We start from the raw sequence: 16,323 nt of genomic DNA on the forward strand, positions 1-16,323 counted from the left end.
GGTCAGGTGTGGAATTTTCACAAAACACGGTCGCGCGAGAAGATAATCAGAGCCGTTCCCCGTTCAATCGTGACGGCAAAGCGGCTGTTCGGTTTTGCCTCGTTCGAGGTGGAGATCATGCCGACACGGGTAACCGTGCCGTTCGTTAATTCATATTTTGCATTCTCGATGGTCACGCCCTCGAGCACCGCGTCCATCGGCACGACCGAGAAGTAGGTAAACGTCTCCGGCATGATGAATTCCTGCCGTCCGCCCTGATGCAGCTCGACGCGGTTGTACGGATCGAGGATGGTCAGGTGACCGCCGAGCGTTTTTGCTTCCTCAAGCAGCGAGAGATTTGCCAGCATATGGTCGATGCGCCCGCCGGTCGCACACACGAGCGTTGCCTCGCGACAGCCGCGGCGGAACACCTCGCGCAGACAGCTCTGCGAATCCGTGTCGTCCTTTTCGGGCTTCAAGAGGATAACGTCCTCTCCCTCCACCTCGGTCATGGAATCCCGGTCGGAGATCATGAAATCCGGATGCAGACCGAGCGCCCGCGCATGCCGCAGGCCGCCGTCCGCACACGCAACAAGCGCGGACGGATGCTCGCGCAGAAACGCGCGGATGTAACCGTAATCGGTTTCCGGTGCAGCCGCAAAAATCAGCGCGTGCCGCCCTTGGTAAGTTCCCATTCCTTCAGATCCTTTACACTTTCGTACAGCTTTACATAGCTTTCATGACGGGTTTTCGCAATTTCGCCGTTTTCCACCGCCGCAAGGATGGCGCAGCCCTTCTCCTTGACATGCGCACAGCCGGTGAATTTACACTGCCCGATGTACGGCTCGAACTCCGGAAACGCATACTGCAGATCCTCGGCAAGAACCAAATCCATCTGCTCGGTCTCAAACGAGGAGAAGCCGGGCGTGTCCGCGATGTAGCCGCCGCCTTCGATCGGATGCAGCTCCACATGGCGGGTGGTGTGCTTGCCGCGGCCGATCTTGTCCGAAATCGCACCGACCTCAGCGCCGAACGAGCTGTCCAGACGGTTGAGCACGCTCGACTTGCCGACACCCGAGTTGCCCGCAAACGCGCTCACCCTGCCGCGGATGCGTTCGCGCAGTGCGTCAATGCCCTCGCCGGTGTGCGCGCTCACGCGCAGCACCTCGATGCCGCTTCTGCGGTAGGTTTCATACAGCTCGTCGCCCGGATTCGCGTCCGTCTTGTTGATGACGACCAGTGCATCCATGTTCTTGTGCACCGCGATCGCCGTTACCTTGTCGATCAGGAACGGGTCGGTCACCGGCGGTGCCGCGCTCGCCACGGCAACGACCAGATCCAGATTCGCCACAGCCGGCCGGATCAGGCTGTTCTTGCGCGGCGCGATCGTCTGCAGATAGCCGGTGCCGTCCTCCGGCTGAATTTCCAGCGTCACACGGTCCCCGACAATAGGCTTGCCCACGGTCTTGCGGAACCGTCCGCGTGCTTTGCATTCAATGAGGCCTTCGGCGGTATCCACATAGTAGAAACCGCCGATGCCCTTCAGAATGATCCCTTCGATCAAACTTAATTCCTCCGTTTTTAACTGAATGTGTACGTCTGCGAGGTAGTCGAACCGTCCACGCTGACCGTAACATCATGGTCGCCCACCGAGCCGCTCACCGAGATGGACGTGCTGCCGCCGCTCGTGCTGCAGGTGTCGTCATACTGGATCACGCCGTCCACATAGATGATAACATGCGCGGTATCCGTGTTGTCCGGCAGCGAAACCGGAATGGTCGCACTGCCGAGGCTCGGCGTATCGTCGTAGTCGCCATCGCCGTTGTCCTGACCGCCGGAATTGCCGCCGCTGTTATTATCCGGCGAGTTATTGTTCGATGTGCTCTTGCCCTTGGAGATCTGGATGTTGACGACAGTGCCCTTTGCGACCTCCGCGCCCGCATCCTGCGACTGCCATACGACCGAACCGGCCTCAGCGGTGCTCTCGACCTCGTTCACCGAGCCGATGGACAGACCCTTTTCCGTCAGGGCCTTTTCCGCCTGGTCCTTTGTCATGCCGAGCAGACCGGGCACGGAGACGTTTTCGTTATCGTCCTTCTGCTTGCCCTTGCTGATATAGACGGTCAGCGTCGCGCCCTTTTCCAGCTCGGTGCCCGCCTCCGGGTCGGTGCGGATAACCTTGCCTTCCTCCACGTCGTCGCTGTATTCCTCAACGACCTCGCACTTGATATCGCGCGACGCGAGCGCCGCCTGCACATAATCGAGCGTCTTGCCGGTAAAGTCGATCACCTTGTAGGTATCCTTGACGTTTTCGCCGCCCGAGGACACCGTTACCGTGATGATCGTACCCTTGGTTGCCTTTTTCTTGCCGTCGCCGTCCGGGTCCTGCTCGAGTATCTCACCGACCGGACGGTCGGATTCCTGCCGTTCGGTCGCTTCCTTTACCGTGAAGTTGTCGGTTATATCCGGGTCGGCCATCACTTCATCGATATTGCGTCCGATGAGGTCGGGCACGATAATCTTCTCCGACTTGTCGCCGCTGCCGGTGATCACCAGAATGCCGACCAGCAGCAGACTGATCACCGCAATCACGCCGACCGCCATGCCGACCGCCATGCCGGGGCGCTCGGCCAGCTTTTCAAAAAAGCCATCCGGCTCATCCTGCTCCTTTTTGCGGAAACCGGTGCGGGTGCGGGTCCGGGTCTGCGTGCGCGTGCGGGTGCGCGGCGCAGCTACGCCCTCAACGGAAGCGGCTTCATGCTCTGCCGCACTGCGGCGCGCCGCACGCTGAATGTCCGCGCCGATGATCTGCGTCTCGCCCGAGTTGTCCTCGCTTGCCACATAGTGGAAGCGTGCGTTCGGGTCCGAGCGAAGCACCTCCATGTCCTCGTACATCTTTTCCGCGGACTCGTACCGGCGGCTGATGTTCGCGCTCATGGCGTGCATGACAATGTCGTCCATGCCCTTGGGAATGCCCGGCACAAACGCGCTCGGGATGATCGGTACCTCATTGATGTGCTGCATGACGATCTGGAGCGCGGTTTCGCCCTCAAACGGCAGCTTGCCGGTCAGCATTTCGTACATCATCACGCCGAGCGAGTACAGGTCGGTGCGGTAGTCGATCTTGCTGCCCTTTGCCTGCTCCGGCGAGATATAGTGCACCGAGCCGATGGCCTCCTGCACCACGCGGGTCTCCTGCGCGGCAGCGAACGAGGCAATGCCGAAATCGGTCAGCTTTGCGGTGCCGTCCCGCAGGATGATAACGTTCTGCGGCTTAACGTCCTGATGGATGATGCCGCGCGAGTGTGCGTGCATGAGCGCGCGGGCAACCTGCTCAGCGAAGAAAATGGTCTCCTCCCACGACAGATGGCCCTTGCGCTGCAGATACTGCTTGAGGGTGATGCCCTCGATCAGCTCCATAACGATATAATCCGTGCCGTCCTCGCTGCCAACGTCGAACACGGAAACAATATTGTGGTGGCTCAGCTTGGCAACGGCGCGCGACTCAATGGAGAACCGCTTGCGGATATCCGGATCCTCCGCGAACTCCTTTTTGAGCACCTTGAGTGCCACATCGCGCCCGAGAATGGTATCCCGCGCCCGATAAACGACCGCCATGCCGCCAACGCCGACGATTTCCTCAATCTGATAGCGTCCGCCGAGCATACTGCCGATATATTTATCCATAGTCCGTCACGCTCCCTGCTTTTTACCGAGGGTGAACAGCGCAACGGTGATGTTGTCGCGGCCACCGCCGTCAAGCGCCAGCTGCAGCAGCGCGTCACCGGCCAGCTCGAGCGTCGGCGCGTTTGCCAGCACCTCCGCGATCCGGCTGTCCTCCGCCATGCCGGTCAGACCGTCCGAGCAGAGCAGCAGCATGTCCTTTTCGTTCAGGCGCACTTCAAACAGGTCGCCTTCGACACACGGCTCCACGCCTACCGCACGGGTGATGAGGTTTTTCTGCGGATGGGTGCGCGCATCCGCCTCGGTGATCTTGCCGCGGCGGCGCATCTCCTCCACATAGGAGTGGTCCTCGCTGATCTGGTGCATGGCTTCGCCGTCAAAGCGGTACGCGCGGCTGTCGCCCACGTTGATGACGGTCGCGCAGTCGCCCTGAATGAGCGCGGCAACCAGGGTCGTGCCCATGCCGCGGAACTCCGGCTGCCTGCCCGCCAGAGAGAAAACCGTCTCGTTCGCCTGCTTGAGCGCCTGCGTCAGCAGGTTCTGCCGAGCCGTTTCGTCCAGCGTGCCGCTTAAAGCGTCACCCGCGGACTCGATAAAGCTCTGCGCGGCAAAGCGGCTGGCTACGTTGCCCGCATTTGCACCGCCCATGCCGTCGCACACGACGAGGAGCGCGGTCTGGTTGTCCTCCCGCGCTTCGATCTGAAAAATATCCTGATTGGTCGGGCGCACCCGTCCCTTATCGGTCAAGCCGAAATATTCCATTTCACAACCTCCTTCGATTGTGTTTATATGTGAGAATATTCAAGTTAATCACGAGAACTGCTCTTACCGTCCTCCTTCAGCTGCCGCTGACGGAGCTGACCGCAGGCCGCATCAATATCCGGACCCAGCTTGCGCCTTACGGTCGCGGTAACGCCGCGCTTCTCGAGCGCCTGCTGGAACTTGCGGACGGTTTCCGGTCTGGACGGTTTCAGCGGGCTTTCCGCCACCTCATTCAGCGGAATGAGGTTGACGTGCGCCGGACGGCCCTTGAGCAGCTTCGCCAACAGGTCAGCCTGCCACGGGCGGTCGGTCTTGTCGCGCGCCATCATGTACTCGTAGGAAATGCGCCGTCCGGTGGTGTCGAAATAGTACCGGCACGCCTTCATCAGGCGCTCGACCGGATACGCATCGTTCACCGGCATGATGGACGAGCGTGTTTCGTCATCCGGCGCGTGCAGCGATACGGACAGCGTGATCTGCAGCTTTTCCCGTGCTAACATCTCTATTCTATCAGCAATTCCGCTGGTTGACAAGGAGATATGGCGCTGTCCGATGTTGATTCCCTCCGGGCAGCTCACCAGATGCAGGAATTTGAGCACGTTGTCGTAGTTGTCGAGCGGCTCGCCGGTGCCCATCAGCACAATGTTGGAGACCTTTTCACCGCTGTCCTTCTGCATGAACAGGATTTCGTCCAGAATCTCGCCTGCGGACAGACTGCGCGTGCGTCCGTTGAGTCCCGACGCGCAGAACTTGCAGCCCATTCGGCAGCCGACCTGCGTCGAAACGCAGACGGACACGCCATGCTCATAGTGCATCAGTACGGACTCCACGCAGTTGCCGTCCCGCAGACGCCATAAGTATTTCACCGTGCCGTCAACGCGGCTCACTTGCTTGCGGGCGACCTCCGGTACGGTCAGCAGGAAATTTTCCGCTAAACGCGCCCGTAAGTCCTTGGATAAGTTGGACATCTCTTCAAAGGACTCCACACCCTCGTGAAGCCATTTGAAGATCTGTCCCGCACGGAACGGCTTTTCGCCCATTTCCTTCAGGGCGGTTTTCAGTTCATCTATTGTAAGGGATTTGATTTCGACCATGTGTCTCTCCTTCAAATCTTCTCTTGTTTCTTATATGGCGGAATGTTCCGCCGATTGTCAATTTATTATAACCGTTTAACAAATATACCGTAGGGCGGGGTGCCCCGCCCTACGGTTCCGGTATCACTTCCGGTGCATTTTCGCAATAAAGAACCCATCCGTATTGTGAACGGGCGGCAGCAGCGTCACCATACCGTCTGCCCTCTCTCCGCAGACCGGATGCGTCCACGAAACCGCTTCAAACTCCGGGTTTTCGGTGAGAAACGCGCGGACAACGTCCTCGTTTTCCCGCTGCAGGATGGTACAGGTCGAGTAGACGAGCGTGCCGCCCTTCTTTACATACTGTGCACAGTTTGCAAGGATTCTCGCCTGAATCTCCGGCAAAGTCCGGATTTCATCCGGATTCTTGAACCGAATTTCGGGTTTCTTGCGGATAATGCCCAGTCCCGAGCAGGGCACGTCGCACAGCACAACGTCCGCGCTGTCCTTCCACTCCTCGCGGCAGACCGACGCGTCCTGCAGCTCGGTGCGGATATTCGGCAATCCGAGGCGGGCTGCGCCGTCGCGGATGCGCTTCAGCTTGTGCTCGTAAATATCGCACGAGGTGACGCTGCCTTTCCCCTGCATTTTTTCAGCCATGGCAAAGCTCTTGCCGCCGGGCGCCGCGCAGCAGTCGAGCACGGTGCTGCCCGGTTTCGGGTCAGCGACCGCCGCCGCGAGTGCGCTTGCCGCGTCCTGCACGGTCACGCGGCCCTCGATAAACGCCGGAAGCGCGGCTGCGTCTCCGCCGCTGCACAGCAGGATTTCCGGGAATGCCTCGTGCGGCTGCACGGTCAGTCCGGCGGCCTCCAGCTCTGCCTGAGCCTCGGCAGGCGTGCATTTCATCGTGTTCACGCGCACCGAAATCGGCGCGTCCGCGTTATCCGCCTGACAGATTTTCTGCGTCAGCTTCTGGCCGTACTGCTCGGAAAGCAGGCGCACGAGCCACTCCGGGTGGCTGTACTGCAGTGCGTAGTAGCTTTCCTTATCCGGGCAGTTCAGGCGCGGCAAAGAGCCGTTTTGGGCCGCATTTGCGGCATTTCTCAGCACCGCATTGGCAAAGGCGACCGTGCGGTCATTTGCATGGCCGTAGTGCTTGACCAGCGCGACCGTCTCGGCAACCGCCGCATGCGCGGGAATCTTATCCATCAGGATCAGCTGATACAGACCCATCCGCAGGCACGCCAGCACACGCGGCGCGATCTTTTTCAGCCGCACGCTCGAGAAGTGCCGCAGGTACCAGTCCAGTAAAATTTGGTTCTGCACCGTGCCGTAGGTCAGCCGCGAGGCCAGCGCCGCATCGCGGCTGTCCAGTCCCGCGCGGGATAAATAGTGGTGCAGCGCACCGTCCGACCAGGCGGCCTCCTCTGCCATGGAAAACAGCGAGAACGCCGCCACCTCACGCGGTGTTTTGGGGCGTTTATCTATCATTGCGGTCTCTTCCTCCAAAAATCAGCACCAGACGCAGCAGCTGTGCCAGCGAGGTCGCCAGCGCGGCAACATAGGTCAGCGCCGCCGCCGTGAGCGTCTTTTTCGCCATCGGGTACTCGTCTGCGGTCAGCAGGCCGTTCTGCTGAATGGTCTGCAAAGCGCGGCGGGATGCGTCCAGCTCCACCGGCAGGGTCACCAGCTGGAACAGCGTGGAAAGACCGAACGCCGCAATGCCGATCGTGACGAGCGTGCTCGTGTTAAGGATCAGGCCGAGGATCAGCAGCGGCATCGCCGCCATCGAGCCGAACTGCGTCAGCGGGATGATCGCCGCGCGCAGCTTGATCGGCGCATAGCCGATGGCGTACTGCACCGCATGCCCTGCCTCGTGCGCGGCAACGCCGATGGACGCCACCGACGTGGACGAGTACACCGCACTCGACAGCCGAATGACATTGCTTCTCGGGTCAAAATGGTCGGTCAGCTTGCCGGAAACGTACTCGATCCGCACACCGGAAACGCCGTTGTACCGCAGCACCGCCTCCGCCGCCTGTGCGCCGGTCAGTCCCCGCAGATTTTGCACCCGCGAGTAGCGGTTAAACGTGCTGTTTACCTTGCTCTGTGCCCAGAATGCAAATAAAACGCACGGCAGAACCAGTACAATGTAGTACATGTCAATGCCGTAGTAGTAACCATGATAAGGCATAAGAAAACCTCCATACCGGAGTGGAGAATTGGAGATTGGAGCTTACGTCCTCTCCGTTCTTCACTCCTCACGCTTTTTCATTCGTCTCCCAGCTTAGTGCCGACTTGGATTGCGTGCCCACGCAGAAAGTCCGTCGCCTTCATTCTCTTACCGCCGACCAGCTGAATCTCGGTCAGTTTGAGCGCGCCCTCTCCGCACGCCACGGTCAGACCCTTTTTCGGGTCGGACTCGAGCACCGTGCCCGGCTCTCCTCTGCCGTTTGCCTTTTCGGCGGCAAACACCTTCAGTCTTTCACCGGAAAGCGTGGTCAGCGCGATCGGCCACGGATTTAGGCCGCGAATCAAGCAGTCGATTTCATGTGCGGACTTGCTCCAGTCGATCACCGCCATCTGCTTATCCAGCATATGGGCGTAGCAGCTCTGTGCATCGTCCTGCGGGCGCGGCGTGATCTCATCTAATTTGACGAGCGTTTGGGTCAAAAGTTCCGCACCGGACTGTGCCAGGCGGTCAAAAAGCTCGCCTGCGGTCTCCTTCTCACCGACCTTGGTCTCATAGGTGAGCAGCATATCGCCGGTGTCCAGACCCTCCGCCATCTGCATGGTGGTAACGCCTGCCATTTCATCGCCCGCGATGACCGCCCACTGGATCGGAGCGGCACCGCGCCAGCGCGGCAGCAGCGAACCGTGCACGTTGATGCAGCCGTGCGGCGGGATATCGAGCACCGCCTTGGGCAGCAGCTTGCCGTACGCGACAACAATAATGACTTCCGGTGCCAGCTCGCGCAGACGCGCCTGCTCGTCCTCATTTTTGAGGGTATTCGGCTGGAAAACCGGAATATCATGCTCGAGTGCGAGCGTTTTCACCGGCGGTGCAGTGAGAATCTGCTTGCGGCCCTGCGGCTTATCCGGCTGCGTGTACACGGCGCAGACGTCATGTCCGGCGTCGATGAGCGCCTGCAGGCTCGGCACGGCGAAGTCCGGCGTGCCCATGAATACGATACGCATTATTCCTCGTCACCACCCTGCATATCCTCCGGGTCGATGTACTCCTCGACCTTCTCGGTGAACAGATGGCCGTCCAGATGCTCGGTCTCGTGGCAGAAGCACTGCGCTACAATGCCCTCGCCTTCGCGCTCGAACCAGTTGCCAAAACGGTCCTGTGCGCGAATCTTCGCCCAGGTCGGACGGGTCACATAGCCGTAAACGCCCGGCACGGACAGGCAGCCCTCAACAACGCGCTCGGAGCCTTTCTGCTCGATGACTTCCGGGTTTACCAGCTCGACCATCTCCTCCGGCTCCTTGTTCACATCCAGCAGCACGACAACGCGGCGCAGAATGCCGACCTGCGGTGCCGCCAGACCAACGCCGCCGGAGTTCTCGAGCGTTTCGCGCATATCGTCGATCAGCGTATGCAGACGGTCGTCAAACTTCTCTACCTTGCGGCTGTGCTTGAGCAGCTGCTCGTCGCCCTCGGTCAAAATCTTTCTCAGTGCCATTGTTTTATTCCTCCACTTGATTCAGCTTATCCATGTATTTTTGTAAACATTCCTGTATATTTTTCTCATCGAGCGCCGGAAACGGCGTCACCGGCTGCGGCTTTCCGCTGCCGATATGCTTTTCCAGCCATGCCACATCGTGCCAGCCATCAAACTTCCAGCCGGAGTCGTGCCACACGCCTGCGTCCTCGAAACCGAGTTTTCTCTGCATGCGGATGCTCTTTTCGTTCGGCAGGGTCACGCAGCTGTACAGGTGGCGCAGCCCCTGCAGCTCGAGCAGGTCGATCAGGCACGCCAGCACGGTCGTGCCCACACCGTGTCCGTGGGTGCCCTGTGCCAGATAGATGGACAGCTCCGCATCCCAGTCGTACGCCGCGCGCTCACGAATGCGGTGCGCGTAGGCATAACCCATGATCATGCCGTCCTGCTCGCAGATGAGATACGGAAACGCAGCCGCCGTTTCGCGGATACGATCTGCAAACGCCTCAGCCGTCGGCACCTCATATTCAAACGTGATGGTTGTATTCGTTATGTAAGGCTCGTAAATCTTCAAAAGCGATTCTGCATCGTTTTCTGTTGCCTTGCGAATGACAAATTTGCTCATTGAATTAACCTTCTTTGCCGGGGTCTCAATTACTGCTACATTTCATTATTGGAATCCGCAAACACGGTAACGCCCCGGTTTTTACCGTCCTGCATAAACTCCCGCAGCACGCCCGAGATGAGCCTGCGCCATCTTGCACAGTCCTTCGCACGGATGGTGAGGTGGTAGCGATACCGTCCCATCACCTTGACCATCTGCGCCGCGGCGGGGCCGAGCACGGGTGCTTTCACATCGGCAAACTGCCCTTCCATCAGGCTCTGCAGGCGCGTTTTGAGCGCGAGCAGACTGCTGAGCACCTGCTGCTCCAGTTCACCGACGGCGGTTATCATGGTGATGTCGCACACGGGCGGGCACCGGAGCGCTTCGCGCGTCTGCATTTCGCTCTCGTAGAACGCCTCGTAGTCCTGCCGCGCGGCGGTCAGGATGACCGGATGCAGCGGGCTGTACGTCTGGATCACGGCGCGTCCGGTGTCAAATCGCCGTCCGGCGCGGCCGACCACCTGCGTGACGAGCGAAAACGTGCGCTCATGTGCGCGGTAGTCCTGCGCGTACAGGCTCTGGTCCGCGTCCAGCACACCGACCAGCGTGACGTTCTCAAAATCCAGTCCCTTGGTCACCATCTGGGTGCCGATGAGGATATCGGCTTCGCCTTTGCCGAATTGATTCAGCAGGCGTTCGTGTGCGCCCTTGGCGGTCATGGTGTCCGCGTCCATGCGGAGCACCCGCGCGGACGGGAACCGCTCGTGCAGCTCCTCCTCCAGCTTCTGCGTGCCGGGCGTTTCGGTGAACAGGCTCGTGCTGCCGCACTGCGGGCACTTGCCGGTTATCTTGATGGATGCGCCGCAGTAGTGGCACATCGCGCGGCCGGAAACCGAATGGTAGGTCATGGTGGTCGAGCAGGACGGGCACTCCGGCACCCAGCCGCACACGCCGCAGCCGATCACGCGGCTGTTGCCGCGCCGGTTGAGGAACAGGATGGCCTGCTTTCCCTTTTCGAGCGTGCCGATCAGTTCGCGCTCGAGGTCAGGCCCGATGATGCCGCTCCGTCCCTCGCGGGCCAGACCGCGCATGTCCGAGATGATGACCTCGGGCAGTCCGGCACCGAGGAAGCGCTCGGTGAGCGTGAAAACCGGATATTTTCCCAGTTTTGCACCGTAATAGGTTTCCACAGACGGCGTTGCCGAGCCGAGCACGAGCAGCGCGTCCGTCTGCGCGGCACGGTACTTTGCCACATCCCGCGCATGGTAGCGCGGCGACTGCTCTGAGCGGTACGCCGCATCCTGCTCCTCGTCGATGATGATAACGCCGAGATTCTTCGCGGGCGCGAACACCGCCGAGCGTGTGCCGATGACCACCCTTGCTCTGCCGGTTTTTATCTTTTTGAAGCTGTCGTACCGCTCACCGGCGGACAGCGCCGAGTGCAGAACCGCGACTTCTTCGCCAAATCGAGCCGCAAACTGCCGCAGAAGCTGCGGTGTCAGTCCGATCTCGGGCACGAGCACAATGGCGCTTTTGCCCTGCTCGAGCGCGTGCGCGATCAGCTGCAGGTACACCTGCGTCTTGCCGCTGCCGGTCACGCCGAACAGCAGCGCCGCACGAGGCGCGTTTTCGTCCATGAGCGCCGCCATGCCGTCATACGCCTGCTGCTGTGCCGCCGAAAGCACCGGAGCCGCGGCGCGCGGCACCTCGGAAAAGTCCGGTGCGCGCAGCACTTCCTCGTATTCCGCGCGGAGGATGCCCTTTTTCGTCATGTCGCGCAGCGCGGCGTCGCTCACGCCGGTCATGTAGACAATTTCCTTCTGGCTCATCGCACCGCCGTCCGACAGCAGCGACACCACGTCCATCCGCGCCGGACTGCGGCGGCTGATATGCGACATGGCTTCACTTGCTTCCATGTCCAGACGGAGCATTTTTTCGGTCTTATCACCGGTTTTCTGCGCCGTATTGCTGTGGTAGATGAGTATTCCCTCGCCTGCCAGCGCGTCCAGTGTCTGTCCCGCGCCTTTGCCGAGCCGTTCGCGTATCTCGCTCACCGAGAGCGTCTGTCCCGGCTGCTCAAACAGCGCCAGCACCTGACCGGCTTCGCCGTCCCGCTCCCGCAGAGCCGCCAAATCCGCGTCCGGCGCGAGCGTGTACGTCTCGTTTCGCTTGAACCACAAGCCGGCGGGCAGCATGGCGTGTACACAGTCGAAGTAGGTGCAGTACAATCTTTCCCGCATCCACGCCGCGAGTCTCAGCTGCTCGGCGGTCAGAATCGGCGTTTCGTCCAGCACCTCCACGATGGGCTTGAGCTTGAACTCGCCCGCATCCTCGCGGAAGGAGAGCACCACCGCTTCCGCCCGTTTATTGCCAAAGCCGAACGGCACGAGAACGCGGGTGCCGATCTGCACCTGTTCCCGCAGCTCGTCCGGCACACGGTAAGAATATAGCTTGTCGATGGCATAGGTTGCCGCATCCACGGCGGCCGCACAGATTTTTTCCGCCAAGGAACACACCAACCTTTCGTTTTTGGACGCGCAATGCGCGTCCCTACAATAATTTAACATTCTGCACACGGTATAACACCATATAACCATGTGATAATACACCGTAGGGCGGGGTGCCCTACGGAACAGATTTTAACCCTGCATCGAGAGAAGTCTATCGAGAATCAGGTCCGCCAGATCTTCCTTACTCATCATCGGCGGGGTTTCCCGATGGCCGTCCTTGAACAGCAAGGTAGCCACATTGGTATCCGTGCCGAAGCCCGCGCCCTTATCGCGCAGCGAATTCGCTACAAGCATATCGCAGTTCTTGCGGCGCAGCTTGCTCTCGGCGTTATCGAGAAGGTTCTGCGTCTCCATCGCAAAGCCGCACAGCAGCTGTCCCGGCTTTTTGTCCTTGCCGAGTGCGGCGAGGATATCCGGATTGCGGGTCAGCTCGATATTCATCTCGCCGTCACCCTTTTTGAGCTTTTCATCCGCAGTCTGCGCCGGACGGTAATCACCGACGGCGGCAGCCTTGATGATGAAATCCTGCTCGGGTGCGCGGCTCGTCACCGCGTCGTACATATCCCGCGCGGAAACAATATCCACGCGCGTGACACCGTGCGGCGTATCGAGCGCGGTCGGTCCGGAAACGAGCGTTGCGTCCGCACCGCGCATGGCTGCGCGGGCCGCGATCGCGTAACCCATTTTGCCGGTGGAGTGGTTGGACAGGAACCGAACCGGGTCCATGGCCTCCTGTGTCGGGCCGGCGGTAACAAGAACGTGCCTGCCTGCCAGATCCTGCTCGGTCAGCGCCTTTTCAATGCCCCAGAGCAGCGTCGGCGTGTCCGGCAGCTTGCCGCGTCCGCTGTCGCCGCAGGCGAGGTGACCTGCGTCCGGCTCGATGATGTGGAAGCCGCGCTTTCTCAGCGCAGCGAGATTCTCCTGCGTCACCGGATTGTCATACATGCCGGTGTTCATCGCGGGAGCGACAACGACCGGCGCCTTAGTGGCAAGCAGCGTGGTCGTCACCATGTCGTCCGCGATGCCGTGCGCCGCCTTGGCGATGACGTTTGCGGTCGCGGGTGCGATAACAAACACGTCAGCGGCCTTCGCGAGCGAAATGTGCTCCACCTCCCACGGAAAGCTGCGGTCGAACGTATCCACGACCGCGCGGTTGCCGGACAGTGTTTCAAACGTCATCGGCGCGATAAACTGGGTCGCGGACTCGGTCATCAGCACATGGACAGTCGCGCCGTTCTGGTGCAGCTTGCTGGTGAGATCGGCAGCTTTATAGGCCGCAATGCCGCCCGTCACGCACAGAACGACCGTTTTCCCTGCAAAACGCATGGCTTAGAGGTCCTCCTCCGGAATGTCGCCGTCGCTCAGAGAGCCGTCGTCAAACTCGTTCAGGCGGCGCACCTCGTCCGCGTTCTCATCCTTGTCCTCGTCATCCTCGGAGTCGGTGTGCTCCTCGTCCTCATCCAGATCAAGGGTATCGTCCACATCAACCATAGCGGCTGCAATGGCATTGTTCTGCGGAATGGCAGTCTCTACACGCGGACCCGGACGGTAAACGATCTTGCCGGCTGCGATCTCGTCGAGCGCCAGCTTAACAGCCTTGTCCGGCAGCGGCTCGCCCTTTTCCTCCGACTCATCGGCAATATCGCGGGCACGCTGTGCTGCCAGGTTTACCAGCAGATAGCGGTTGCCTACTCGTTTCATCAGTTCCTGCATAGAAGGGTTCAGCATAGTAATCAGTTCTCCTTATTTACCAGATATAGTTTTATTTTATGAAAGTTTCTGTTTATATACTGTCGCTTATCGACGCTTGGCGAGAATGCCGTGCAATTCTTCAACCGCACGCTCCACCGTGTCGTTTACGACGACGTAATCAAATTTATCCTGCTGCGCAAGCTCGCCCTTCGCCGTTTCCAGACGCTTCTGCACCTTGGCTTCGTCCTCGGTGCCGCGTCCGCGCAGACGGTTCGCGAGTTCCTCGAACGACGGCGGCGCAATGAACACCATCACGGCATCCGGACGCTTTTCATGCACCTGCATCGCGCCCTGCACCTCGATCTCGAGGATAACATCATAGCCTTCCTCCAGCTTTTCGTTCACCGGAGCCTCCAGCGTGCCGTAGTAGTTATCAACGTACTTCGCGTGCTCGAGGAACGCATTAGCGGCGATCTTCGCCTCAAAGTCCTCTTTCGTGAGGAAATAATACTGTACGCCGTCCTTTTCGCCCGGACGCGGCGCACGGGTCGTCGCAGAGATCGAGAAGAACAGCTTCTCGTCCTCGCTCAGCAGCCTGGACAGCACTGTGCCCTTGCCTGCACCGGACGGTCCGGTGAATACATACAACGTTCCCTTACGCATCTTCTGGTTCTCCTTCCTCGGTCTCGCCCGCAAAACGAGCCGCAACGGTCTCCGGCTGCAGAGCACTGAGCACCACATGGTCGCTGTCCATGATGAGCACGGCGCGGGTGCGTCTGCCATAGGTGCCGTCCACGACCATGCCGCGGTCGCGGGCCTCCTGCACAGTGCGCTTGACCGGTGCGGATTCCGGGCTGACAATGGCGATCAGCCGCGACGAAGCGACCATATTGCCAAATCCGATATTGATGAGCTTCATCGCTGACCTCACTCCTCGATATACTGTAAATTACTCGATATTCTGAATCTGTTCGCGGATTTTTTCAATTTCGCTCTTGATATTGACCACGATCTGCGCCATGGACACATCGTTTGCCTTGGAGCCGATGGTATTGGTCTCGCGGTTCATTTCCTGCACAAGGAAATCCAGCTTGCGGCCGACCGGCTTGACCTCATTCAGCATGCCGTCCAGCTGCTGCAGATGGCTGCGCAGACGCACGGTCTCCTCGTCCACGGCGGTCTTGTCCGCGTAGATGGCCGCCTCGGTGACGATACGGGTCTCGTCGATGGACGTATCCGCCAGCACCTCCTTCATGCGGGCGAGCAGCTTCTCGCGATACTCACGCACGCGCTCCGGCGAGCGGACCTCCACCTCACCGACCATGCGCTCGATCTCGGACGCACGGTTTCGCACATCCTCAGCCAGTTTAGCACCCTCGCGGGTACGCATTTCGTCGAAATTGTCGCAGGCTTCGCCAAATACGGACAGCACATCGCGGGTCATCTCGTCCGCGTCCTGCTCGATGCGCTCGGAGCCGAGCACATCCGGCAGCTTCGCCAGACTCATCACGCTCACGTCGTCGCGCAGACCGTACTTGTCGGCCAGCTCATGCAGCGCCGTCAGATAGTGCTCCGCGACCGCATGGTTCACCGTAACCGCAATGTCGCCGCCCTCCTGCGTCTCCACGCCGATGTAAACCTCAACCTTGCCGCGTGCAATGCGCGCCGCGGCAGCCTTTTTCACGGCATCATCCAGAAAGCCGTACTGACGCGGAGCCTTTACTGTGCAGTCCAGATAGCGATGGTTGACCGCACGCAGCTCTGCTGTGATGGTTCTGCCGTGCAGCTCCTGCTTGGCACGTCCGTAGCCGGTCATACTCTTCATAGATATCTCTTTCCCTTCTTATTCGGGCGGCAGGGTGCGGCGCAGCAGCGCGATCACCTTTGACAACCCGATATCATATACAATAAAGCCGATATTTGCCGCGATCCACAGTCCGGCAAGCCGGAAAATGCCCGGCATTTTCAGCTGCGGAAACAGACCGCAGCTTACCAGAACAGCCGCGAGCACCAGCACAATGTTAAAATACGCCAGCTTGCCGCTCAGCTGCGTGAAAACCGGCAGACGGCACTCGATCAGATATTTCACGATCGGGTACAGGCCGAACAGCAGCACATAGGCCGCCGCGATCAGCTTGCGCGGTGACAGCAGCAATCCCAGCACCGAGGTGACGAGGTACAGCAGCACCGCCGTTTTCACGTTCGCGTGGCGCAGCAGCGGTATCGCTGAGGCCACACCTGCTATCAGGCAGGCCGCCGGTCCGATCTGCGGCATCACACCGCCGAAATACAGCCACGCCGTGGCCGCCGCTGCCAGAAGTCCGCCGCGGGCGATCTCGCGCGTGCTCATA

Annotated in this window: 17 protein-coding genes; all 17 read right to left on the reverse strand. The window is 60.1% G+C overall.

The genetic code is table 11. The features are described from left to right. Positions 1-17: 17 nt before the first annotated feature. On the reverse strand, positions 18-674 hold the full coding sequence (locus DW724_RS06745; RefSeq protein ID WP_117488788.1) for a thiamine diphosphokinase: 657 nt from the start codon (positions 672-674) through the stop codon (positions 18-20). Further along, positions 644-1,543 carry a ribosome small subunit-dependent GTPase A gene (gene rsgA, locus DW724_RS06750; RefSeq protein WP_243022142.1) on the reverse strand — a complete coding sequence of 300 codons (900 nt, stop codon included), beginning with the start codon at positions 1,541-1,543 and terminating at the stop codon, positions 644-646. Before rsgA ends, DW724_RS06745 begins: the two co-directional genes overlap by 31 nt. A gap of 17 nt (positions 1,544-1,560) precedes the next feature. Continuing rightward, positions 1,561-3,666 (reverse strand): Stk1 family PASTA domain-containing Ser/Thr kinase, encoded by a 2,106-nt coding sequence (gene pknB / locus DW724_RS06755; protein ID WP_118761035.1) that lies wholly within the window; start codon positions 3,664-3,666, stop codon positions 1,561-1,563. A 6-nt stretch (positions 3,667-3,672) separates the two neighbouring features. Beyond that, positions 3,673-4,425, reverse strand: a complete 753-nt coding sequence (locus DW724_RS06760) for a Stp1/IreP family PP2C-type Ser/Thr phosphatase (RefSeq protein ID WP_110435108.1) — start codon at positions 4,423-4,425, stop codon at positions 3,673-3,675. A gap of 44 nt (positions 4,426-4,469) precedes the next feature. Beyond that, positions 4,470-5,519 (reverse strand): 23S rRNA (adenine(2503)-C(2))-methyltransferase RlmN, encoded by a 1,050-nt coding sequence (rlmN, locus tag DW724_RS06765; RefSeq protein WP_118730265.1) that lies wholly within the window; start codon positions 5,517-5,519, stop codon positions 4,470-4,472. Between the two features lie 123 nt (positions 5,520-5,642). Continuing rightward, positions 5,643-6,989, reverse strand: coding sequence for a 16S rRNA (cytosine(967)-C(5))-methyltransferase RsmB (rsmB, locus tag DW724_RS06770; RefSeq protein ID WP_118761036.1), 1,347 nt, complete (start codon positions 6,987-6,989; stop codon positions 5,643-5,645). Continuing rightward, positions 6,979-7,692: a zinc metallopeptidase gene (locus tag DW724_RS06775; RefSeq protein WP_116704621.1), complete on the reverse strand. Its 714-nt coding sequence runs from the start codon at positions 7,690-7,692 to the stop codon at positions 6,979-6,981. Before DW724_RS06775 ends, rsmB begins: the two co-directional genes overlap by 11 nt. A 77-nt stretch (positions 7,693-7,769) precedes the next feature. Next, positions 7,770-8,696 (reverse strand): methionyl-tRNA formyltransferase, encoded by a 927-nt coding sequence (gene fmt, locus DW724_RS06780; RefSeq protein WP_118761037.1) that lies wholly within the window; start codon positions 8,694-8,696, stop codon positions 7,770-7,772. After that, positions 8,696-9,187 (reverse strand): peptide deformylase, encoded by a 492-nt coding sequence (gene def, locus DW724_RS06785; protein WP_118761038.1) that lies wholly within the window; start codon positions 9,185-9,187, stop codon positions 8,696-8,698. Before def ends, fmt begins: the two co-directional genes overlap by 1 nt. A gap of 4 nt (positions 9,188-9,191) precedes the next feature. After that, complete coding sequence (locus tag DW724_RS06790) at positions 9,192-9,791, reverse strand: GNAT family N-acetyltransferase (RefSeq protein WP_118761039.1); 600 nt, start codon at positions 9,789-9,791, stop codon at positions 9,192-9,194. Positions 9,792-9,826: 35 nt separating this feature from the next. Continuing rightward, positions 9,827-12,277: a replication restart helicase PriA gene (gene priA, locus DW724_RS06795; protein ID WP_243105704.1), complete on the reverse strand. Its 2,451-nt coding sequence runs from the start codon at positions 12,275-12,277 to the stop codon at positions 9,827-9,829. Positions 12,278-12,409: 132 nt separating this feature from the next. Continuing rightward, positions 12,410-13,606, reverse strand: coding sequence for a bifunctional phosphopantothenoylcysteine decarboxylase/phosphopantothenate--cysteine ligase CoaBC (gene coaBC, locus DW724_RS06800; protein ID WP_118761041.1), 1,197 nt, complete (start codon positions 13,604-13,606; stop codon positions 12,410-12,412). A gap of 3 nt (positions 13,607-13,609) precedes the next feature. Beyond that, positions 13,610-14,008, reverse strand: coding sequence for a DNA-directed RNA polymerase subunit omega (rpoZ, locus tag DW724_RS06805; RefSeq protein WP_117488808.1), 399 nt, complete (start codon positions 14,006-14,008; stop codon positions 13,610-13,612). Between the two features lie 69 nt (positions 14,009-14,077). Next, the gene (gene gmk / locus DW724_RS06810; protein WP_118761042.1) at positions 14,078-14,635 is read right to left on the reverse strand and encodes a guanylate kinase; all 558 of its coding nucleotides are present in this window, start codon (positions 14,633-14,635) and stop codon (positions 14,078-14,080) included. After that, positions 14,628-14,891: a DUF370 domain-containing protein gene (locus DW724_RS06815; protein WP_110435119.1), complete on the reverse strand. Its 264-nt coding sequence runs from the start codon at positions 14,889-14,891 to the stop codon at positions 14,628-14,630. The genes gmk and DW724_RS06815 overlap by 8 nt, the downstream gene beginning before the upstream one ends. 30 nt (positions 14,892-14,921) lie before the next feature. Continuing rightward, complete coding sequence (locus DW724_RS06820; protein WP_117751693.1) at positions 14,922-15,797, reverse strand: YicC/YloC family endoribonuclease; 876 nt, start codon at positions 15,795-15,797, stop codon at positions 14,922-14,924. An 18-nt stretch (positions 15,798-15,815) separates the two neighbouring features. Then, the gene (locus DW724_RS06825) at positions 15,816-16,322 is read right to left on the reverse strand and encodes a hypothetical protein (RefSeq protein ID WP_118761043.1); all 507 of its coding nucleotides are present in this window, start codon (positions 16,320-16,322) and stop codon (positions 15,816-15,818) included. Between the last annotated feature and the right edge of the window lies 1 nt (position 16,323).

It is taken from the genome of Butyricicoccus sp. AM27-36 (assembly GCF_003480945.1).
Classification (GTDB): domain Bacteria; phylum Bacillota; class Clostridia; order Oscillospirales; family Butyricicoccaceae; genus Agathobaculum; species Agathobaculum butyriciproducens.

Bases quoted from the DNA above. Each gene is read 5' to 3' on its own strand.
- DW724_RS06820 (WP_117751693.1), bottom strand. From the start codon at position 15,797: ATGAAGAGTATGACCGGCTACGGACGTGCCAAGCAGGAGCTGCACGGC.
- rsmB (WP_118761036.1), bottom strand. From the start codon at position 6,989: ATGATAGATAAACGCCCCAAAACACCGCGTGAGGTGGCGGCGTTCTCG.
- DW724_RS06775 (WP_116704621.1), bottom strand. From the start codon at position 7,692: ATGCCTTATCATGGTTACTACTACGGCATTGACATGTACTACATTGTA.
- fmt (WP_118761037.1), bottom strand. From the start codon at position 8,696: ATGCGTATCGTATTCATGGGCACGCCGGACTTCGCCGTGCCGAGCCTG.
- DW724_RS06745 (WP_117488788.1), bottom strand. From the start codon at position 674: ATGGGAACTTACCAAGGGCGGCACGCGCTGATTTTTGCGGCTGCACCG.
- DW724_RS06815 (WP_110435119.1), bottom strand. From the start codon at position 14,891: ATGAAGCTCATCAATATCGGATTTGGCAATATGGTCGCTTCGTCGCGG.
- rlmN (WP_118730265.1), bottom strand. From the start codon at position 5,519: ATGGTCGAAATCAAATCCCTTACAATAGATGAACTGAAAACCGCCCTG.
- coaBC (WP_118761041.1), bottom strand. From the start codon at position 13,606: ATGCGTTTTGCAGGGAAAACGGTCGTTCTGTGCGTGACGGGCGGCATT.
- def (WP_118761038.1), bottom strand. From the start codon at position 9,187: ATGGCACTGAGAAAGATTTTGACCGAGGGCGACGAGCAGCTGCTCAAG.
- DW724_RS06825 (WP_118761043.1), bottom strand. From the start codon at position 16,322: ATGAGCACGCGCGAGATCGCCCGCGGCGGACTTCTGGCAGCGGCGGCC.
- rpoZ (WP_117488808.1), bottom strand. From the start codon at position 14,008: ATGCTGAACCCTTCTATGCAGGAACTGATGAAACGAGTAGGCAACCGC.
- DW724_RS06790 (WP_118761039.1), bottom strand. From the start codon at position 9,791: ATGAGCAAATTTGTCATTCGCAAGGCAACAGAAAACGATGCAGAATCG.
- gmk (WP_118761042.1), bottom strand. From the start codon at position 14,635: ATGCGTAAGGGAACGTTGTATGTATTCACCGGACCGTCCGGTGCAGGC.
- DW724_RS06760 (WP_110435108.1), bottom strand. From the start codon at position 4,425: ATGGAATATTTCGGCTTGACCGATAAGGGACGGGTGCGCCCGACCAAT.
- pknB (WP_118761035.1), bottom strand. From the start codon at position 3,666: ATGGATAAATATATCGGCAGTATGCTCGGCGGACGCTATCAGATTGAG.